Below are 19,260 nucleotides of genomic sequence, written 5' to 3' on the forward strand. Positions count from 1 at the left end.
TCGAACCTATGAGTAGCACGTATATCCACATTCTTGGCCGCCAACCAGCCCTCGGCCTGGCTGAGCTTGAAGCCGCCTACGGATCGGCACAGGTCGCTCCGGCGGGCCGTTCGGCCGCCCTGCTGACGCTGCCCGCAGCACCGGAAGACGAAGTGGAAGCGCTTGGCTTCCACCGTCTCGGCGGCAGCATCAAGGTCGGCCGGCTGCTGGACCGGACAAGCGCCACGGCCTGGCCGCAGATCATACGCCACCTGGAGCAGCATCTGGACGCATACCTGGCAGACATACCCGAAGGCAAGCTCAAATTCGGCATCAGCCTTTACGGGCTGCCCGTGGCACCGCGCAAGCTTGGCGCTACCGCCCTCGACCTCAAGAAACAGATCCGCAGCGGCGGCCGCTCCGTCCGTATCATCCCCAACCAGGACACCGCCCTGTCCAGCGCCCAGGTGCTGCACAACAACCTGACCGGACCGCTCGGCTTTGAGCTGCTGGTGGTCAACACCGGCCGGGAGACGCTGATCGGCCGTACGCTTAATTGCCAGTACATCGAAGCCTACGCCGCCCGTGATTATGGCCGCCCCAAGCGCGATGCCTTCGTCGGCATGCTGCCGCCCAAACTGGCTCAGATTATGATCAACCTGGCCGCCGGCCCCTTGCTGCGCCAGCGCCAGACCGACGAGCCGGAAGCCGCCCCGCGCCTGCTGGACCCGTTCTGCGGCACCGGCGTCGTCCTGCAGGAAGCGCTGCTGATGGGCCTCTCGGCCTATGGCACCGATGTGTCCGAGCGCATGATCGACTTCAGCCGGACCAACCTGCAGTGGCTGCCCGAGCAGTTCCCTGCCGCCGGCATCGAGGCCGAAGACGTGCGTCTGGAACCCGGCGACGCCACTACCCACCAGTGGCAGCCGCCCATCAACTGCGTCGCGGCCGAGACCTACCTGGGCCAGCCGATGCAGCAACTGCCCGCCCCGGCCAGGTTCGACCGGATCGTCGCCGACGTCGACGAGCTGCACCGCCGCTTCTTCGTCAATCTGGCCGCCCAGCTGCCCGCCGGCACGCCGCTGTGCGTGGCCGTCCCCGCCTGGCGCCTTACTCCTGCCGCCAGCGCCAAGGCCCCTGGCTACGAGCAATTCCGGCACCTCCCCGTTATTGACGAACTGGCCTCACTGGGGTATAATCAAACAGATTTCAGTTACGTGGCACGACGGGACATGCTCTATTTCAGGGAAGATCAGGTTGTTGCCCGGGAATTGTTAGTGCTCGAAAAACGATAAGTCAGAGCGATACCAGTAGATTATAAAATAAGGATGTAACGAATATGTCACATGTCAAAGCGGGTGGTTCCGCCAAAAACGTCCGTGATTCACCCGGCCAGCGCCTCGGCGTCAAGCGTTTCGGTGGTCAAAAAGTCAGTACCGGTGAAGTCCTGGTCCGCCAGGTAGGCCAAACCAAGACCGCTGGTCCTGGCACCTTCGTAAGCCGCAACTACACCATCCACGCCGCAAAAGATGGCATCGTCGGCTTCAAAAAAGTCAAAGTCCGCCGCTTCAGTGGCAAGACTGAGACGCGTACGCAGGTCGTGGTCGAGTAGACCGCCCCATCTTTATACGAAAGGCCGCCCTCTAGGCGGCTTTTTCGCGTATCCCATCCGTACCATTATAGTGCTCGATCGCTTCGCCAAGCGTCCGGGGCATGGTGCGGTGGTCCGGCCGCGAGCTGGTTGCATCAGTTTTGCGGCGCTCAAAGCCTTCAACGAAGTGGCTGATCATCATCCAGACTTTTTCGCCGTGCTCGGAATCGACAAGGCGGGCCAGCACCTTGTCGCGATACCCTTTCAGTCCCTCGTCCTGCACTGGCGCGTGGAACAGGCCGCGGACATTGCGCGGGCACTTCTTGTCGGCCGTCTTCAGGTCTTCCATGTCGAACGCGGCGGCATAGTCCAGCATCTCATCAACCTGAGAGGTTATGATTTCGTCGTTGATCGGTGCCAGGACGATATCGGATTTCGGTATGCCCCGCTCTTTCAGGTCGGTGTAGAACTTCCACTTATAATTCATGGCAATGGCAGGATTGAACTCATACGTGCCCTCCAGGCTGCCGCTGTCACGCCTTTGCACTGCCTCCATGCCCGGTTTGACAGTCTGGTACGGTGCGGTATCTGATGTCTCGACGTACAAATACACATCGGCGTCACTTTCCGGGCCTGCCTCGCCGCGTACCGTCGAACCAAACGCCGTCAGCCCGATAACTTCGGGCATTTCTCTGCGCATGGCTTCAAACGCATCAGCAGCGGCATCCAGATAGCGGGCCGAGCGTTCGCGTGTTTCAGGGGTGCTTTTTGTTTCGGGCCGGCGCTCATACTCGGCGCCGGCATGAGCGGTACTCATGACAAAACATTAGCATAATATTGCTATTTCGTCAATTAGCGTATGCTCTTGCTTTGCCGGCGGGACTGCCTTTGGCCCCACCTGCTACTGCTGGGCAATACCGAGGTGGTGCTTAATCCGCGCCACCACATCACCAATCACTACCTGGGACTTCACCAGATATTCATCAACGCCAAGCTTCTCGGCGCGCTCCTTGTCCTTGGCCTGGCTGAGGGCGGTCAGCATGATGACACGGACGTTAGCGGTCTCCGGCGTGTTGCGCAGGATATCCAATACGTCAAAACCGGTAATTTTGGGCATCATGGCGTCCAGGACGATCAGGCTGGGGTGATATTCGATAGCGGCCGCCAGGGCTTCTTCGCCGTTGGGGACGTGTTTGACCTCGAAGCCTTCAAGCGTCAGGCGTGACAGGTATACGTTTGCCAGGACATCGTCGTCCTCTACCAGTAATATCTTGTGTGCGGATGTAGGAGTGCCAGATGGATTCATAAGCACTATAATACCCTGCCGCCAGCGGCCGGGCAAGTCAGCGCAAAGACAGGCCGCGGGCGGAGTGCTCGCGGCCTGTCGTTCATTGCAAGACTGGCGCTACTGCTGCAGAAGCTGCAGGGCGCGATCCTTCTGCGGGTCGCTGCCGGCTGGCGTATTGGCGTCGGCGCTGACTTTTTCGGCCGGCTCGATACCTTCGCCGTTGATGTTCTTGCCCTTGGGTGTGTACCACTTGGCGATCGTCACCTTCAGCTGGCCGCCGCCAGGCACATTCTTGATGTCCTGGACGGAGCCCTTACCGTAGGTCTTCTCGCCGACGAGCTTGGCGACACCGTAGTCATTGAAGGCGCCGGCGATGATCTCGCTGGCACTGGCGCTGCCGCCGTCGACCAGTACGACCGTCGGGATGCCGGCCAGGATGGCGCGGCCGCCATCGGTGGTAACTTTCTCTATGACACGGCTGCCCTGCCGCTCTTCAACCACCACCTTGCCGTCGAGCCAGAGGCCGGCCAGGCCGCGGGCCGCTTCGACATACCCGCCGCCGTTGCCGCGCAGGTCGAGGATGATGCCGCGGACATTCTTGTCCTTGAATTCGCGGGCGGTCTTTTCGGCCAGGGCGACGGTGTCGGACTCGCTGAAGCGCGAGAGGCGCATGTAACCGATGTTATCGCCGACGATTTCGCTCTTGAGGCTCGGGTCGACAATGTCGTCGCGGGTGATGGTAAATTCTTTGACATCGCTGCCGCGGACGATGGTCAGCTTGACGCTGGTGCCCTTTACGCCGCGGATATTGGAAACAGCTTTCTCGACGGACCAGGAGATAGAGTCGTCGCCGTTGACCTTGGCGATGATATCACCAGCCAGCAGGCCTGCTTTTTGGGCCGGGGCGTTATCGATGGTCGAGATGATGGTGAGCTGCTCGTCCTTCTTGCCCAGCTCGGCACCGATGCCGCTGAACTTGCCTTCCAGGTCACTCAGGAATTCCTTGGCTTCCTCGTCGGTGAAGTAGACGGTATACGGGTCACCGGTGGCTTCGGTCATGCCCTTCTTGGCGCCCTCAAGCAGTTTGTTGGCGTCGAGCTTGCCGTCGTAGCGGTTCTTGAGCTGGCCGTACACCTCATTCAGCTCGCCGAATTCCAGCTCTGAAGGCAAGGTGGTGTTCTGCCGGCTGTTGCTGGGGTTGAGGCTGGCCAGAAGCTGCGGGTTGCGCGAACCCAGCACGAAACCGGCGACGGCGACCAGGATCGATACGAAAATCAGGGTCGGCAGCGTGATGGTGGTCTGCTTTTTTAGTGGCGTCTGGATGGGCGCTGGGTTGGTAGTGCTACCGGATTGGGTAGGCGACGGTGGGGGGCCGTCTGGATGTCTTTGAGTTCTCGTCATATATCCCGCTTATGGTAACAAATTTGGCGGCGTTTGGAAATTGAGCGGGGGTTCAGGTTTATCTCAGTCGGTGGTTATTGGAAAATATTTCCCTTCATTCCAAAAAGCTCTCTCAGCGACGATGATGGGGGTACGCTTCGCTAGCAAATCCGTGCTAGACGCGTTTACATTTTGGAATGAAGGGAAATATTTTCCTCCGCAGCCGGTGGGTAAAAGTGAGGGTCGCTCAATTGCCAAACTTTGACAAATGCGTTGCCGGCCGCTTCCGTCACCCTGGCACAGACGTTGGTGGGGATTGTTTTAGTCATTTTGTAAAATGTAAACGCGCCTAGCACGGATTTGCTAGCGAAGCGTACCTCCCCCGCTGACCATGAGGAGGCTTTTTACAAAAAGACTAAAACAACCCCCGGCGCACCGACTAAAAATAGATGAACGTAAGATTGCCGGGCGAAATGATGCGTTCAGTGTAGGTGCCATTGACGAAGTAATTGAACTCCGAAATACGGATTTTACCCCCATCCAGCACTTCTTCAACATACATAGCATGCCCATACGGCCCAATCATCGCGATCGCCACCACTCCCTTCCGCGGCTCAGTGCCTGTAGAGATACCGTCATCACGGGCACTGGTCGGCCACTGGTTGGCATTTCCCCGCCCGCCCCAGTACGGCATGCGCTTGCCTGATTGATGGACCTTCCAAGCGGTATAACTGACGCATTCGCGGTTATACATGCCCCAATCGTCCACCAGACTGTCCTGCGGAGCATCGGCCCAATGCGCCGGATAACCACCCTTGGCCGGATCACCCTCGATCAGTTTGCCGCCACTAAAAGTGGCTTGGTTGGCGCTGAGCTGTTGGGCGCGCATCTCGGCGATATTGCGGTTGCGCTCGGCGATAAGCTGGGTGTACATCTCCTGCTGGCCGCGGGTCTGGATGAGCAGGTCCTCCTGCTCCTTGCGCTTGACCTCAAGCGTGGTGCGCATGGCCTTGCCGTCACGCAGCAACCGGGCCACCTCGTCCCGTTGGGCCTCTACCTGCTTCTGGGCGCGGGTCAGACGGGTCAGGTCGCGCTGCAGCTGGCTGCGTAGCCGGTCGCGGTACTCAAAGCGGTCAACATAAGCGCTCAGGTTCTGACTGGAGGCCAGGAGCTCCAACGGTGTCACATCCCCGTCGACATAGTTGGCGCGCAGCACACTGCCCACCTGGCGGCTCTTGGCGGCCACATCGGCCTCGCGGAACTCGAGCTCGCTGGTCAGAGCGTCGAACTGAGCCTCATTAAGGGCGATCTGTGACTGGACGGCGGCAAGCTGGGCATTGCTATCGATGAGGGCTGTCTGCAGTGAGTTGGCGTACTCGCCAAGGCGGACCTGGGCCTGCTCGTAGCTTTTTATCTCGCTTTCCACGGATTCTACCTGCGTGTTGTAATCAAGCGCCAGTACCGGGGCGATCGGCGTCAGTGCCATCAGGGCGATGAGGAGGAATTTGACCAGGCGGGAACGGCCATGGGCATCGCGGCTGGCAAGGATATGAGCCACCCTGCCCTGGCGGGCTGACCGATCTGTCTTGCTGGTGTTTGTGTCCTGGGGAGGCATTTTTGTTTTTAAAGCTTATTAGTATAGATTATATCATAAAGCTAATGTTTTTACAATGTCTCGCGGAAGGGCTAGAAGTAAATGTACGTCAGGCCACTGCTGCTGATGACCATTTCGGAGTAATGACCCTGCCAGTCATAGTTGAACTGGCTGACGTGGATCATACCATTCGGCAACACCCGCTCTACCCACATGGCGTGGCCATAGTAACCGGCCATAGAAATAGCGACGGAGCCAGCGCGAGGCGTAGAGCCAGTCGGGATGCCATCGGCGCGGGCGCTGGACGGCCATTCGTTAGCATTACCCCGTCCACCCCAGTAGGGCATGCGGCCGGTCTTCTGATGGACCTTCCAGGCGGTATAGCTGACGCATTCGCGGTTGTACATGCCCCACGGGTCAACTAAAGCATCTTTGGGTGCAGCCGCCAGATAGGACGGATAGCCGCCTTTACCTGGGTCGCCAGCTACGACATTGGCGCCTCCGCTCAGGGCGCGGTTGGCGGCCACCTGGGCAGCCTGCAGACCGGTGATCTGTTCACGCTTATCGGCAATCTGCTTCTGATACTCAGCCTCCTGGCCACGGGTTTGGCTGAGCAGCTGGGCCTGAGCGGCCTGCTGGTTGGCAATCTGGCCGCGCAGCGTCTCGTCGTCCTTGATAAGTTGCTCGACCTTCTTTTTCTGCTCTTCAAGCTGGGCCTTCAGTTCGCGGATTTGCTTCATGGCCTGCTGGACGCGGTCACGCATCTTATTGCGGTATTCTTCTTTATCGATGAATTCGGAAATGCTCTTGCTGGAAGCGACCTTCTCGAGGTCGGTGACGTCGCTGTCGACGTACATCGACTTGAGGTTCTGGCCCAGAATTTCGGTGCGCTTGATAATGTCGGCCTGGGCCTGCTCGATATTGCGGTTCAGCTCATCACGCTTCTGCTGGTTGGCGACGATGCGCCCCTGCAGGTCGGCGATCTGGGCATTCAGGCGGTCGATGGCTTCCTGGAGGCTGCTGGCGCGGGCAATGGTCTCCTGCAGCGGCCCGTCCAGCTGGTTGATCTCGCCTTGCAGCTGGTTGATTTCGGCCTGGAAATCAATGGCATTCACCGGCAACGGCGCACAAGCAATAAGCATGGCCATGGCAGCCAGGCCAAACTTTTGTACATGCTGTGACGGATTATTGCGACGTTTCAAGTATCGGATGCCCTTTTGAACTAGTGCTAGTAATGATATTAGTAGCGTATCTGGTCTAATTTTTATATGTTCTGCTTTTTTATTATTTGTAAGCGAGTCTCATTATGCGCCCAAAGCAAGAATTGGTCAAATACACTGTGGAAATTCTTACACCGCCTACCCCTGTGGGATGAAATTTGTTTAATGAAATCTTGGCGGATTATTTATCTTTGAGGTACCGTTGGATTGCCAGCGTTGAGGAGAAGAAGCCGATGGCGACACCGACGGCGATCAACGCTGGGATCACCACGAACGGCCAGTGCTGGAAGATGGCGAAGGTCTGCTCGATCAGGATGCCCTTCTGGGCGTAATCGCCAAGTATCTTGGGCTGCGCCAGGATGAAGGCGTACAGCAGGGCTGAACAGATCAGGGCGGCCAGCGTGCCATACAAGGTGGCTTCGACGATGAACGGACCGCGAATGAAGCTGGGGTTGGCGCCGATCAGCCTCATCATCTCGATCTCATCCTTGCGGTTGTAGATGGCCATGCGGATGGTGTTGAAGATGATCAGCACCGAGATGACGATGAAGATGATGGATGCTATCAGGCTGAGATTCTGAAACGTGACTGACCATTGGGCGATGTTGTCGATGGCGGCACGGCGTTCGCCGGCATTGGATGGCGGGATGTCTGGCGCAATCAGGCTTTTGAACTGGTTGCTAGTGGCCAGGTCACTGATTTCCTTGAGACGGCTTGGGTCGTTGTTCTTGACACGCAGCGATGCTGGCAAGGGATTGTTCTGTAGCTCCTGCAACTCCTTGATGGCGTTGAGCTGCTCAACGTTCTCGCGGTTGCCCTCACGGAAATTATCGAGCGCCTGGTCTTTGCTGACGTACTCGACATCAGTCACGATCGGCAGTTTGCGCAAGGCGGTCTCGAGCTTTTGGCGTTCCGCATCGGTGATGTCATCCTTGAGGTAGATAGAGACGTCGATGCGCTTGCGGATATCGCCGATGGTGTCTTCAAAAATCATCCGCAGCATGATGGAACTGACGATGACCAGCAGGGTGATAGTCATGACGATAGTAGCCGCCGTCGTCAACCAGGTGTTGCGCATGAAGTTGTAAAAACCGTACTGCATGACGCGGCGCAGGGTGATCATCTGACGGTTCATACGCGTGGCTGTCCTCCTGCTGGCGGTGCCTGCGGTGCAGACGCGGCCTCATCGGTCGGAGCGACACCCTGCTGATAGGTACCGACCGCCTGGTCGCCGACCAGCTTGCCATGGTCGATGGTAATGACGCGGCGTTGCAGCTTGTTGACGATCTCCTGGTTGTGGGTGGTCAGCAGGACGGTGGTGCCGTAGCGGTTAATCTTCTCCAGCAGGCGGACAATATCCCAGCTGTGCTTGGGATCGAGGTTGCCGGTCGGCTCGTCAGCGATCAGAATCTTCGGCTGACGGGCAACGGCACGGGCAATGGCCACGCGCTGCTTCTCACCGCCGGACAGCTGGTGCGGGAACTTCTTGGCCTTGCCTTCCAGTCCCACCAGTTCAATGACGCGGGGCACGGTACTGGCAATCTCGCGGTTGCTCATGCCGACGATTTCCATGGCGAAAGCGACATTTTCGTATACGGTGCGGTTAGGCAGCAATTTGAAGTCCTGGAAGACGGTGCCGATTTTGCGGCGCAGCAACGGGATGTGCTTGTCCTTGAGTGTGTCGTAATCGATACCGCCGACGACGATCTTGCCACTGGTCGGCTTCTCTTCCCTGGTCAGCAGCTTCAGCAGCGTCGACTTGCCAGCACCGCTGGTACCTACCAGAATGACGAACTCTTTCGGCCCAATATGAAGACTGACGCGGTTAAGCGCCGGGTTCGCTTCCTTACCGTATACTTTGGTAACCCTGTCGAGAAGAATCATTATCGCTTATTGTACCACTAGTTATGCTGCTATGTAATGCTTAAAACGTAAGTATTTTGGACTATTCTAGGCGCAAGGACTGAAGGACTGCTTTGATATACGCGGCGTCGTCGGAGTTAAGGAAGGCCGGGTCGTGGCTTTCGGCGCGTGCCGACAACTGATACGGACTCTCCTGCCCCGGCACGCGGAGGCTGACACTGAAATCGGGGTCATCGCCCATGACGGGCGTATCTACCGGCGGCTCCGTCTTGGATTGCAGCAGACCGACAGTGTAGCCGGTCTCGGTCTTGCCGTAGCCACTCAGTTTTGCCATGACGATGTACGCACCCGTGCTCCCGATTTTCTTGCGCACGGAAGTGTCGAGCTTCTCGACGACAGAATACGTCATGGAGACGCAGTTGTTGCCGGCGGTGTGCGGGCGGTCATCGGCGTCGGGCGTGCAGGCTTCCGGCGGCGGGCCTTCTGGGGCCAGGGTGATGCGCAGCACGTTGCCGTCACTGCTCGTGATGGAGATGTTCGACACCGGTTTGCCACCCACCTGCTCCTGCCGGTCATCGGTGCGCAACCGCCAATCCTGCGGATACTCCAGGCTATACCAGCCATGCGCCTCTTTGAAAGCAGCGAGTTTCCTGGGCGGCAACTGCCGGGCCGGCTTGATAGTCGCAGCATCATCGGCCTGGCTCCGTGCCAGATTGATGCCGTCATAGACCCGCCAGCCGATAAAGCCGATGACGGCAATGACGATCGCCACCAGCAGCCCGTCGATCGCCGTGAATCCGCCACGCCTGTCAATTGCCATGCCGCTCCTTTTTTGCTTATGCTTAATTGTAGCGTATATGTCATCAGACATGCAAAAAGACGCCAGTTCCGGCGGGGTGGGCCGCGCACTGGGCGCTCCCTTCCCCACCGGAACGGCGTCTGTCAGGCCTTCCGCCCAGCGCCCGCTTCACGGGCTTTGCGGGCGGCACTGATCATCTGCAGGTGTTCATCGCAGTTGACCATGCCGAGCAGCGTGAAGTACGCCAGCCCGTAGCCGGTGCAGGGGTTGCGCCGATCGTAGATCAGCGTCAACCGTCCGTCCGTCGGCGACTGCCGGGCGTAGGTGATGACCCCGGCCCCACCGCCAGGAGCCGGCTCCCAGCGTGCCTCCTGCACTGTTGCCGGCAGGAAGCCGTGGAACAGCCCGTTCTTGAAGGCCGGTTCACTGACGACGACGTGCAGCGCGCCGTTATCCACCTTCCAGCTGCGGGCACCCCGCGTGTGGTCGGCGAACCAGACCAGGCGCTTGACGCTGGTGCGGGCCTTCTCGCAGGCTTCCACCCGGTTCGTGCCGCGCTTGGGCGGGTTCGAGAGCCGCAGCAGCAGCTCGCTGGGGTGGATGGTGGTGATGATGGTGACAAGGTCACCGTTACGGGTGACCTGCAAGCGGTATGGCGCCGTGGCCATGATGCCTCCGTTGCTTCAGACCAGTCCGGTCTCTCCGAACCATAACGACATACTATATCATAAATTTAAATTCCCGCCAATGCCGCGATGTCGGCGGCATTGGCGGGATCTTTCACGGGGCGTCAGCGACCACCTGGTGCGGCGACGCCCTGCCGGTGCGCCGCGCTTCCTCGGCGCAAGCCCTGAAGGCATCACTCTCGGCACTCCCTGACATGCGCAGCATGGAGAAGAAGGTGGTGCCGTAGCCCAGGCAAGGATCCTGGGGATCATACGTGAGCAGCAGCCATTCCCTGCCCATCGCGACGCGCACGTAGTGGATTGCCGCCTTGCCACACCCATCGGGCGGCGTCCACATGACGCTTCGGAGTGATTCCGGCCGATAGCCGAGGTACACGACACCAGTTACCCGATGGTGCACCCGCACCTTCAGCGCACCGGGGTCGGCACGCCACCGGCAGTAGCCCTGCAGATTTTTACTGAGCCATATCAGGTGGCGCTTGGGCACGCTGGCGCGGGTAAGGGCCGTTAGCAGGTTCGTCCCCTCTGCGGGCGGACTGGGCGCCCTGAAACGGAACAGCGCCTCCGGCCTGGCGCGGCCAAGCACGATCGTACTGCAGCTATTGGAGGCCGAGTGCAACGACCACATGTTCATGGTTCCTCCTGGAACTCCAAAAGCGATCCACCCGGTGCGGATCAGCGCTACCACTGTAATACAACCTGTCGAAAAAATAAAAAGATAATAAGTTTCACCACTCACATCCTGCCCCAAAAGCGGAACACCCCGCCACCACCATCCTTGAAGGACGGGGTGACGGGGCTTGGACATCCCGCGAGATTCAGGCCGCAGCAGCGGCCATCCTCAACGACGCGACGGTCCGGGTGACCTGGGCGCGAAGCTCCTCCTTCTCGGTGGCGTCGAACGCGTTTCCGACCAGCTGGTCGTAGTCGCGCTCGAGCTTCTCGATCTGGATGAGGGCTTCACTGTCCGAGCAGGTGGCGTACTTGCAGAGGTTAACTGCCAGCACGACCCGGAGCCGCATGGGCACGGACGCGTACTCCAGTCCGTCGATCAGCTCCTTGGCCTGCAGCAGGTGCTGCATGGCGAGGGGCGAACGGCCCAGCATTCGGCCGGCGGCGATGGCGGCGTAGACGTGCACCGCGGCGATTGCCACGGGGTGCCGCTCACGCTCCAGGCGAGCCTTGGCGAGCCGCATGATGCCGGCGACGTCCTGCTTGGCGACCAGGTCGGCGAACATGCCACGGACCTTGGTGAACTGGGTGTGGTTGATGACAACGTTGCTGGAGGTGCTCATAGAAGTTCCTTTGGTAGAAGGAGCGGGATGCCTATTTTTAATTATAGCATAAGCGTGATAAAAAATCAATGTAGTGTCTTGAGTGTAAAACTACTGCTCACCCGCCTGCGCCTCAAGATACGCATCGATAAACCCATCCAATCGGCCATCAAGCACCCCGGCAGCATCATGCTCCTCGTACTTGGTGCGGGCATCTTTGACCAAAGTGTAGGGGTGAAGCACGTAATTTCTGATCTGGCTCCCCCACTCTGCCGATTTGCTCGGCCCGCGCAGCTGTTCCAGCGTCTCGGCGTGCTGCTCCATCTGTGCAGCCGCTAGCCGGGCGCGCAGGATACCCATGGCCGTGGCCTTGTTCTGCAACTGGCTGCGCTCGTTCTGGATGGCGACGACGATGCCGGTCGGCATATGGGTGATACGCACGGCGGAATCCGTGGTGTTGACGCTCTGGCCGCCGTGGCCGCCGGCGCGGAAGACATCGATGCGCAGGTCCTTATCGTCGATGGCGACTTCCTCGGGCGAATCGATGGCCGGCAGCACCTCCACCAGGGCAAAGCTGGTCTGGCGCAGATTATCGGAGTTGAACGGACTGAGGCGCACCAGGCGGTGGACGCCATGTTCGCTGCGCAGACGGCCGTAGGCAAAGGCGCCGCGGATGGCCAGCGTGACGCTTTTGATGCCGGCTTCTTCCCCGTTGGACTGCTCGATGACTTCGGTCTTAAAGTCTTTATCCTCGGCCCAGCGCACGTACATGCGCAGCAGCATGCCGGTCCAGTCCATGGCGTCGACGCCACCGGCGCCGGCGTGCAGGCTGAGGATGGCGTCGTGGTCATCGTAGGGGCCGCTGAACAGCAGGTCGCGGCGGAGGCCGGCGTAGCGGGTTTCGGCCTGGACTAGCTCGGCTGTGATGTCGTCAGCCAGAGAGGCGTCATTCAGCCCAAGCAGATCACGCAGGCCGGCCGCGTGCTCCGCCAGCTCCTGCCACGGCGTAATGCGGGCGCGGAGCTTGGCCAGGTCCTGCGAGCGGCGGGTGGCGGTGTCGGGGTCGTTCCAGGCTTCGGGCTTGGCGAGTTCGGCTTCGAGCGCTTCTGCCTGAGCAGTTAATGCCGGCACGTCAAGGCTGGCCATGTCTTTGGCAAGGCCATCGATGAGGGCGGTGGTACGGTCGGTGAGGTTGTGCATTGCCGTTTAGTATATACGAAGCGGCGGGCACGTTCATGATTATTTGACTTTTTTATTTTTTTGTTATATAAAAGTATAGTCCACACACCCCTGAGGAACGAGGAACCATGCGACACCACGAGCACGTCGTCCTGCTCACCCACCCCGAGGACCGCACGCTGCCGACGAGCGGGACCACCGCGCCGTCGTCGATGTCGTTCCTGCGGTATGTGAGCGTGGGCCTCCTGGCCGCTGTCTGCCTGGTACTGAGCTTCATCGCCGTCATCGCACTGCTGTACGGCGACGATCGCACCAGCTTGATCATGGCTTTCAGCGGCTGGGGTCTGGCCGCCGGCCTGGGCACGGGGCTGATTATCGCCACCCAGCCCCGGCCCCAGCAGCAGCTGCCCCGCACCATCCAGGTGCCCCGCGAGCTGTTCTGCGGCTGGGAGGGCCTGCGCGGCGAGACCGAGGTCGACCCGCTCCGGGAGTTCACGCTCCTGGCCAAGGCATCCGAGCTGTGGCGGACCGACGGCACCGACAGTGAACGGGCGGAGGTGCAGACGGCGGTGCTGGGCATCCTGGCGCAGCGCCTGGACCACATCCAGGAGGACGCCGGGTCGTTCGACGCCGCAGCCTTCGCCGGCGAGCTGGCCGAGCGCCGGACTGCACTGGCGGCGAAGCTGGCAGAGCTGGAGGAGGCCTGAGCCTCTACCCGCCACGGGCGGGGCGTCGCACTGACGCCCCGCCCTTTCCACTTTCTGCGCACCTGTCAGTGGCAGGTAGCTATTTACTTTTTATATAAAATGTGCTATAATACAACAGTCAGAGCACTGCAGTTCCCCGACATCCGGAGGCTCACCATGAGCGACACCGCCAAGACGACCCCGGCCGAGGCCACGACGGAGCCGACCGCAAAGAAGCGGCAGTCCACCCATCCGCGTGATGCGGTGGCCGGCGCCTTCGCCGCCCTCGGCTTCGGCGGTAGCGGCATTCTGGCGCTGCTGCTCGTCATCGAGATCGTGTTCATCGGCACTGCGCTGGCAGACGGCAAGAGCTTCCAGGCCTGGGAGTTCTTCAACTTCTTCGCGCCGCTGTACAAGTGGCCGTTCCTGGCAGCATGCGTCGGCCTGTCGGCAGCGCTGATGCTGCAGACGCCGGAGAAGAAGGCACAGGCCACCACCAAGCACAACCTACAGGTGCCCAAGGCCATTCTCAGTGAATGGCGGCGGCTGCAGGGTCACCTGGCCTTCGACGAGGCCCGGGCGACCATCATCCTGGCGGACGCTACGGCGCTCTTCAACGAGGCCACGGCTGCCGGCAAGCTGGACGAGTACCTTCCCGTGATCCTCGAGACGCTGCAGCGCAAGATCGCGGCAGCCAGCGAGGCGAAGGGCCTCGTTCAGGAAGGTGATGAAGCGGTGGAGGCCAGTCGCCAGGACGTGCGCCTGGCCGACCTTCTGACCCAGCTGGAGAACAGCTGACCACCCGGGCGGGGTGCTCATCGCGAGCGCCCCGCCCCTTCCTTTTTAATAATCACGTACAGGGCACCTGTCGTTTACTTTTCACGTGAAAGATTGTATTTTATAGCGACAGGTTCGACTGGATCACGACGTCTCAGGAGTGAGCATGAGCGAGGAGCAGGACGACCGGCCGGATGAGGCCGGCACCGGACTGGTGCCCTTTACGCACCGGAGTGACCGGGTGGCGCCGCGGCAGCGCGGCAAGATCGACGACACCACGTCAAACGCCACGCTGGTCTTTGGGTTCATCTTCGGCTTCATCGGCTTGCAGATGGAGAGTGGCAGCTTCGCGATGTGGGCGATGTACGCCCTCTCGGGGCTTTTCATCCTGGTCTCGACGACCCACACCCTGCGGGACATGCTCAGCCGGGGTGGCGGTGAACACGGCCGGCGCCTGATGGTACCGGGCGTCATTCTGCAGGACTGGGAGCGACTGCGCGGCGACACGCACGTGGACGCCGACCGGGAGTTCTCCATCCTGGAGGCAGCCGCGGCAGCCTACGGCCATGCAGTCGACGACCAGCAGCGGCACGAGTGCCGGCTGCAGCTGGAGCGGCTGTTCGGGGCCAAGCTCGACCAGATCCGCAGCGAGCGGACGACCCGGGCCGAACTGGAAGCGCCGGTGGGCCGGGCTGTCGCCGAGGGCGAGATCGGCGACAAGCTGCGCCGCATCGAGGATCTGTGAACGGGCGGGGTGCTCATCGCGAGCGCCCCGCCCTTTTCCTTTTGCTTCAGGTCCCGGATCCGGGTCGTTTTTCTGCTACGATAAGAGTATGAAGATCGGCGTTTTCGATTCCGGCATCGGGGGCGCGGCAATCGCCGCGAGCCTGCGCATGGAATTTCCGGACGCCATCGTGGTGGTGGCCAGTGACGGCAGCAGTACGCCGATCAGCACCCGCAGCCACACGGAGGTTATTGAGCTGACGGAAAAGGCCGTACAGGTGCTACTCAAAGCAGAGTGCGATGTCATCGTCATCGCCTGCAATACGGCGACGGCGGCAGCCATCGAGGAGCTGCAGGCCCTGCACCCCGAAGTCTCGTTCATCGGCCTGGATCCATTGATGAAGATTGCCGCGCAGCAGACGGTCAGCGGCACCATCGCCGTCTGCGCCACCCGCCTGACGCTGGTCAGCAAACACTACCAGGCCCTGAAGCGCTATTGGGCGCACGACCTGACGGTGCTGGAGCCGGATTGCTCGGAATGGCCCTATATGAAGGACCCGGTGCTCTCCAACCGCTACCGGGTCAGCGACCTGATCAGCGAGGTGATTACAAAAGGTGCCGACATCATCGTGCTGGGGTCGACGCAGTATGGCTGGATAAAAGAGACCATCAGCCTGGCGGCACGGGGGCGCGCCACCGTGCTGGATCCGGCGATGGGCATTGGGCAGCGGGTGCGGGAGTTGCTGGAGTTCAAAGGGGTGTTGCCGGCGCGGCGGCGGTAAACTTTGGCGCCGACCGCTCCCTCTATTTACTTTTACTGTTTATTATTATATAATTTGTTAGTCAGTCCTTGCGTGCCGCCCGGCACGCCAAACAGAGAGGTTACCGTGCATTCCTTGGACGAACGCGTACTCATTGCCTTTCCCGACATCATCGTATCGGGCGGGCCACAGGAGGAGCCGAAGGCGTTCCAGTGGGACGCCCGCCGCACCCTCTGGCTGCTGGAGCTGGTCTGTCTGCTGATCGGTGGCGAGGCGCTACTGCTGTTCTCGGTGCTGATCAACTTCTACAACCTGTACGACGACGAGCTGCAGCTGGCGAATTCGGCCTTCGAAGGTGACGTCCGGCAGCTCCTGCCCTGGCTTCTGGGCATCGGAGTGCTCTGCCTGAGCCTGTCGCTGCTGCTGTTGGCGCGGCGGATACGGACAGACTCCCCCAAGAAGGAGTCGGTGGCCGACTTACCGGAACAGTACCTGCTGGTGCCACGGCTGATCATGTGCGAATGGGTGCGGCTGGACGGCCTGCGACGCCTCGGCAGTGAACGCAGCTACCTCATTCTGAGCGTGGCTACATCGGCTCACGATGCTGCTCTGGCCGCTGGGCGGCTCGAGCTCTGCCTGCCGCTGATCGTAGAGGCGCTGCATCGCCACGCGCAGCAGGACGCGGCAGGGCTGCGCCCGGCCACTGCCGGTCCGGAGCAAGCGCCAAGCATCCCGCTCGACACCGAGGCCAGCAGGCAGCTGCAACGGCTGCACCTCGCCTGACACCTGGCGGGGCGCGGCGGACACCATGTCTGCCGCGCCCCGCCCTTCGCTTTTATGGCGGACTTTTTAATTTAGGCCTGCGGCGCGTACTGGCGGGTCCAGGTCTGCTGCGGCTGTTTGGCGCGGTAATCAAAATTGGAAGCGGGCACTTCAAACGGCAAAGCATAGGCTGCCTCGCCCCAACGCTGGCGAGCCATGTGGTAAGCCAGGCGCAGCTCTTCGGTCTCGCCGACACATTCGAAGGGCTTCATGACGCCGTCGATGCCCAACAGGCCGCGGAACGTATCATGCAGCGCCGGGTTAGCAAACAAGTTGCCACCGATGACGCCGGCCAGCTCGGACGGCTCGATGAACGGCGCGAACAGCAGGAAGGCATTAGCGCATTTGGGACAGGTGCCGTCCCACAACAGCCGGCGGTTGTCGCCGCCCTGGCGGTAATTGGCCTGGTTGCAGGAGGAGAAATCATGGCCGAAACGCGGCCAGGCAAGCTGTGAGAACAGCTCGACGATGCGCAGCTCGCTAAGGGCGCGCAGCGGCGAACCGACCCTGATGTCCGGCGAGACGGCATGGGTGATATAGCTCGAGAACAACAGTTCGGCCTCCCAGGTCTTTGACCATTGATGATTGACCGGAATATCGCCGATATGGCCGTGCGGCTCAGCACCCTCTGCCCCATTGGATACCAGGATGGTGTTTTCGCCGTGCAGAATGGCGTCGATGACCGCCAGTGCCATGACCATGAACGTGATTGGCACGTGGCCATTAAGGCCGCCTTCGGACTGGGCCTCGCGCAGGGCGTCCAGATCGAGCTTGCGGCTGACGGTGCGGAGCACGTAATGGAGCGTATCCAATACGCCAGGATGGGTGGCGCCATAGGTCATGTACCACGGCGTATAGGCGATGCCCTGACGCTCCAGCAGCGTGGCAGTCAGCAAGGAATCTTTGCCGCCGCTCTGCAGGGCGACAGTCCCCTGCCCGGCGTACGGGTGCGGTGCGGTAGTCGGTGCCTGGGCGGCAAAGACCGGCAGGCGCGAGAGCGGCACATCGTTTTCATACAGGAACTGGCTGAGGCCGTGGGTGTAGACATTATTGAGGAGCGTGGCGGCATTGCCATCCGGCGGTGCCGTAGTGAACACGACGTTCGGTGTCGGATACAACTTGAAATATGAGACGCCGGCCAGGTAAAAGTACAACTTTAGGGCTGCATCCAGAACCTGTGCATCATAGTTGCTTTTGATGGCTGTGAAGCTGACTTCTTCAGTGAAGTGGAAGGTACCGTTGAAGCTGTAGCGGAATGTCGCTGTGGCGGCAGCCGGGTTGAAATCGTACGATTCGTAGACGAAATTGTCGGTTGGCTGGTCGTTCATAGCATCTCCTGCACGCATTGTTTGAATTGTTGGCCGCGGTCGTAAAAGTTCTTAAACATATCAAAGCTGGCACAGCCGGGACTGAGCAGGACGACATCACCGGGCCGGGCCAGGGCGGCGGCGCGGCTGACGATGGCCGGCATGGTCGCGTCATCCAGGATTTCGTAGCTGCTGAAGCCGGCAGCCGCCAATGCTTCGGCGAGTCGGTGTCGGGTCTGACCTATCAGCAGCGCCGTCTTGACGCTGCCGTCGGCGGCTATGGCGGTTGCCAACTTACTGAAATCGAGACCGCGGTCGTAGCCGCCCACTATCAGTAGCTTTGGTTCTGTGAAGGCGGCGATGGCCACTTCCGTGGCGCCAGGCATGGATGAAAAACTATCGTCGTAGTAGAGGATGCCGTTCACGGTGGCGACCAGTTCAAGACGGTGTTCCAGGCCTTTAAAGTTTCTTAAAGTGTCTGCAAAAACACTAGGATTGTTCACGAAGCGGCTGGCAGCAGTCAGGGCGGCGCATATGTTCTCTACGTTGTGTTTTCCTGGCAATAACACCTCTGAAATTGAACAAATTTTTTGTTCGTTGATATATATTGCCTGGTCTTTGACGTGGGCCGCAGGCGCTTGACCGTACGGGATCCGTATCCCTTTTGACAACTCGGCGATGCTGCGCGAGAGCGGATTATGCGGGTGGAATATGACCGTATCCCCTGCCGTCTGCCACCGCGCAATGTTGGCTTTGGCGGCGACATAGTCATCCATGTCGCCATGGACTTCGAGGTGATCCGGCTCGATCATCAGCACGATGGCAACCGACGGGCTCACGGTCATATCCCACAGCTGGAAGCTACTGAGCTCGTAGATGACGACACCGTCAGCGGCCGCATTGACCTCATCAAGCACATCCAGGGCGGGCGTGCCGATATTGCCGACAAGCCAGCTTTTGACGCCGGCGGCTGACAGCAAGGCATGGGTCAGTGAGGCGGTCGTGCCCTTCCCCTTGGTGCCGGTGATGCCGATGATCGGGCGTGTGCAGTGCTCAAAGAAAAGTTTGGTGACGGAGGTGACGGTGCCATCCGTGATAATCCGGGCAGGGCTGATCTGCGGCGTACGCACTACCACGCCGAAGCCGGCGAGCCGATCAAAGCTATCCGTACCACCGACGAATCGCACCCCGGCCGGCAGCGGGCGCTTCGGCTCGTCAGCCTCATCGAAGACGGTGAAATCAGCGGGTGCCACTCCGCGCTTACGATAATAGTTGAACGCTGACTCCCCCTCGAGCCCGTATCCCAAAATTGCAACTTTCATACGTCCCAG

21 protein-coding genes are annotated in these 19,260 nt (G+C 60.3%); 7 read left to right on the forward strand and 14 right to left on the reverse strand.

The features are described from left to right. Window positions 1-8: 8 nt before the first annotated feature. Complete coding sequence (locus tag JNJ66_05035; GenBank protein MBL8159798.1) at window positions 9-1,274, forward strand: hypothetical protein; 1,266 nt, start codon at window positions 9-11, stop codon at window positions 1,272-1,274. 44 nt (window positions 1,275-1,318) lie between these two features. Continuing rightward, window positions 1,319-1,591 (forward strand): 50S ribosomal protein L27, encoded by a 273-nt coding sequence (locus JNJ66_05040; GenBank protein ID MBL8159799.1) that lies wholly within the window; start codon window positions 1,319-1,321, stop codon window positions 1,589-1,591. 31 nt (window positions 1,592-1,622) lie between these two features. Here JNJ66_05040 and JNJ66_05045 read toward each other — a convergent pair whose 3' ends face one another. From JNJ66_05045 to prfB, 12 genes are all read right to left on the reverse strand, one after another. After that, window positions 1,623-2,387: a nucleotidyltransferase domain-containing protein gene (locus JNJ66_05045; protein MBL8159800.1), complete on the reverse strand. Its 765-nt coding sequence runs from the start codon at window positions 2,385-2,387 to the stop codon at window positions 1,623-1,625. 84 nt (window positions 2,388-2,471) lie between these two features. Then, complete coding sequence (locus tag JNJ66_05050; protein MBL8159801.1) at window positions 2,472-2,876, reverse strand: response regulator; 405 nt, start codon at window positions 2,874-2,876, stop codon at window positions 2,472-2,474. 99 nt (window positions 2,877-2,975) lie between these two features. Then, window positions 2,976-4,259, reverse strand: a complete 1,284-nt coding sequence (locus JNJ66_05055) for a S41 family peptidase (protein MBL8159802.1) — start codon at window positions 4,257-4,259, stop codon at window positions 2,976-2,978. Between the two features lie 418 nt (window positions 4,260-4,677). Continuing rightward, complete coding sequence (locus JNJ66_05060) at window positions 4,678-5,853, reverse strand: CHAP domain-containing protein (protein ID MBL8159803.1); 1,176 nt, start codon at window positions 5,851-5,853, stop codon at window positions 4,678-4,680. 71 nt (window positions 5,854-5,924) lie between these two features. Further along, a complete protein-coding gene (locus JNJ66_05065; GenBank protein ID MBL8159804.1) occupies window positions 5,925-7,034 on the reverse strand; it encodes a CHAP domain-containing protein in 1,110 nt (369 codons plus the stop codon). A 199-nt stretch (window positions 7,035-7,233) separates the two neighbouring features. Beyond that, window positions 7,234-8,187 (reverse strand): ABC transporter permease, encoded by a 954-nt coding sequence (locus JNJ66_05070; GenBank protein MBL8159805.1) that lies wholly within the window; start codon window positions 8,185-8,187, stop codon window positions 7,234-7,236. Next, a complete protein-coding gene (gene ftsE, locus JNJ66_05075; protein ID MBL8159806.1) occupies window positions 8,184-8,936 on the reverse strand; it encodes a cell division ATP-binding protein FtsE in 753 nt (250 codons plus the stop codon). Before ftsE ends, JNJ66_05070 begins: the two co-directional genes overlap by 4 nt. A 61-nt stretch (window positions 8,937-8,997) precedes the next feature. Further along, window positions 8,998-9,735: a hypothetical protein gene (locus JNJ66_05080; GenBank protein ID MBL8159807.1), complete on the reverse strand. Its 738-nt coding sequence runs from the start codon at window positions 9,733-9,735 to the stop codon at window positions 8,998-9,000. Between the two features lie 122 nt (window positions 9,736-9,857). Further along, entirely contained in the window at window positions 9,858-10,382 is a 525-nt protein-coding gene (locus tag JNJ66_05085) for a hypothetical protein (protein ID MBL8159808.1), read from the reverse strand. A 112-nt stretch (window positions 10,383-10,494) separates the two neighbouring features. Further along, the gene (locus JNJ66_05090) at window positions 10,495-11,034 is read right to left on the reverse strand and encodes a hypothetical protein (protein ID MBL8159809.1); all 540 of its coding nucleotides are present in this window, start codon (window positions 11,032-11,034) and stop codon (window positions 10,495-10,497) included. Between the two features lie 184 nt (window positions 11,035-11,218). Next, window positions 11,219-11,764, reverse strand: coding sequence for a hypothetical protein (locus JNJ66_05095; GenBank protein MBL8159810.1), 546 nt, complete (start codon window positions 11,762-11,764; stop codon window positions 11,219-11,221). 21 nt (window positions 11,765-11,785) lie between these two features. Beyond that, window positions 11,786-12,874, reverse strand: a complete 1,089-nt coding sequence (gene prfB, locus JNJ66_05100; protein ID MBL8159811.1) for a peptide chain release factor 2 — start codon at window positions 12,872-12,874, stop codon at window positions 11,786-11,788. A gap of 209 nt (window positions 12,875-13,083) precedes the next feature. On the opposite strand from prfB, the gene JNJ66_05105 reads away from it, so the two are divergent. The 5 genes from JNJ66_05105 (at window position 13,084) to JNJ66_05125 (ending at window position 16,583) form a co-directional block, all read left to right on the forward strand. Further along, the gene (locus JNJ66_05105; GenBank protein MBL8159812.1) at window positions 13,084-13,560 is read left to right on the forward strand and encodes a hypothetical protein; all 477 of its coding nucleotides are present in this window, start codon (window positions 13,084-13,086) and stop codon (window positions 13,558-13,560) included. A 99-nt stretch (window positions 13,561-13,659) separates the two neighbouring features. Continuing rightward, on the forward strand, window positions 13,660-14,337 hold the full coding sequence (locus JNJ66_05110) for a hypothetical protein (protein ID MBL8159813.1): 678 nt from the start codon (window positions 13,660-13,662) through the stop codon (window positions 14,335-14,337). A gap of 139 nt (window positions 14,338-14,476) precedes the next feature. After that, on the forward strand, window positions 14,477-15,061 hold the full coding sequence (locus JNJ66_05115; GenBank protein ID MBL8159814.1) for a hypothetical protein: 585 nt from the start codon (window positions 14,477-14,479) through the stop codon (window positions 15,059-15,061). A gap of 88 nt (window positions 15,062-15,149) precedes the next feature. Continuing rightward, window positions 15,150-15,821 carry an aspartate/glutamate racemase family protein gene (locus JNJ66_05120; protein ID MBL8159815.1) on the forward strand — a complete coding sequence of 224 codons (672 nt, stop codon included), beginning with the start codon at window positions 15,150-15,152 and terminating at the stop codon, window positions 15,819-15,821. A 105-nt stretch (window positions 15,822-15,926) separates the two neighbouring features. Then, entirely contained in the window at window positions 15,927-16,583 is a 657-nt protein-coding gene (locus tag JNJ66_05125; GenBank protein MBL8159816.1) for a hypothetical protein, read from the forward strand. Window positions 16,584-16,654: 71 nt separating this feature from the next. On the opposite strand, the gene JNJ66_05130 is transcribed toward JNJ66_05125, so the two are convergent. Both JNJ66_05130 and murD read right to left on the reverse strand, forming a co-directional pair. Further along, window positions 16,655-17,950 carry a hypothetical protein gene (locus JNJ66_05130; GenBank protein MBL8159817.1) on the reverse strand — a complete coding sequence of 432 codons (1,296 nt, stop codon included), beginning with the start codon at window positions 17,948-17,950 and terminating at the stop codon, window positions 16,655-16,657. Beyond that, complete coding sequence (gene murD, locus JNJ66_05135; GenBank protein ID MBL8159818.1) at window positions 17,947-19,251, reverse strand: UDP-N-acetylmuramoyl-L-alanine--D-glutamate ligase; 1,305 nt, start codon at window positions 19,249-19,251, stop codon at window positions 17,947-17,949. The genes JNJ66_05130 and murD overlap by 4 nt, the downstream gene beginning before the upstream one ends. Window positions 19,252-19,260 lie beyond the last annotated feature (9 nt).

Source organism: Candidatus Saccharibacteria bacterium (assembly GCA_016789455.1).
GTDB lineage: Bacteria > Patescibacteriota > Saccharimonadia > Saccharimonadales > Saccharimonadaceae > CAIJKY01.

What these genes read in the sequence shown, in the direction of transcription:
- JNJ66_05035 (MBL8159798.1), top strand. Translation starts at nt 9, where the DNA reads ATGAGTAGCACGTATATCCACATTCTTGGCCGCCAACCAGCCCTCGGC.
- JNJ66_05040 (MBL8159799.1), top strand. Translation starts at nt 1,319, where the DNA reads ATGTCACATGTCAAAGCGGGTGGTTCCGCCAAAAACGTCCGTGATTCA.
- JNJ66_05045 (MBL8159800.1), bottom strand. Translation starts at nt 2,387, where the DNA reads ATGAGTACCGCTCATGCCGGCGCCGAGTATGAGCGCCGGCCCGAAACA.
- JNJ66_05050 (MBL8159801.1), bottom strand. Translation starts at nt 2,876, where the DNA reads ATGAATCCATCTGGCACTCCTACATCCGCACACAAGATATTACTGGTA.
- JNJ66_05055 (MBL8159802.1), bottom strand. Translation starts at nt 4,259, where the DNA reads ATGACGAGAACTCAAAGACATCCAGACGGCCCCCCACCGTCGCCTACC.
- JNJ66_05060 (MBL8159803.1), bottom strand. Translation starts at nt 5,853, where the DNA reads ATGCCTCCCCAGGACACAAACACCAGCAAGACAGATCGGTCAGCCCGC.
- JNJ66_05070 (MBL8159805.1), bottom strand. Translation starts at nt 8,187, where the DNA reads ATGAACCGTCAGATGATCACCCTGCGCCGCGTCATGCAGTACGGTTTT.
- ftsE (MBL8159806.1), bottom strand. Translation starts at nt 8,936, where the DNA reads ATGATTCTTCTCGACAGGGTTACCAAAGTATACGGTAAGGAAGCGAAC.
- JNJ66_05080 (MBL8159807.1), bottom strand. Translation starts at nt 9,735, where the DNA reads ATGGCAATTGACAGGCGTGGCGGATTCACGGCGATCGACGGGCTGCTG.
- JNJ66_05085 (MBL8159808.1), bottom strand. Translation starts at nt 10,382, where the DNA reads ATGGCCACGGCGCCATACCGCTTGCAGGTCACCCGTAACGGTGACCTT.
- JNJ66_05090 (MBL8159809.1), bottom strand. Translation starts at nt 11,034, where the DNA reads ATGAACATGTGGTCGTTGCACTCGGCCTCCAATAGCTGCAGTACGATC.
- prfB (MBL8159811.1), bottom strand. Translation starts at nt 12,874, where the DNA reads ATGCACAACCTCACCGACCGTACCACCGCCCTCATCGATGGCCTTGCC.
- JNJ66_05110 (MBL8159813.1), top strand. Translation starts at nt 13,660, where the DNA reads ATGTGCTATAATACAACAGTCAGAGCACTGCAGTTCCCCGACATCCGG.
- JNJ66_05120 (MBL8159815.1), top strand. Translation starts at nt 15,150, where the DNA reads ATGAAGATCGGCGTTTTCGATTCCGGCATCGGGGGCGCGGCAATCGCC.
- JNJ66_05130 (MBL8159817.1), bottom strand. Translation starts at nt 17,950, where the DNA reads ATGAACGACCAGCCAACCGACAATTTCGTCTACGAATCGTACGATTTC.
- murD (MBL8159818.1), bottom strand. Translation starts at nt 19,251, where the DNA reads ATGAAAGTTGCAATTTTGGGATACGGGCTCGAGGGGGAGTCAGCGTTC.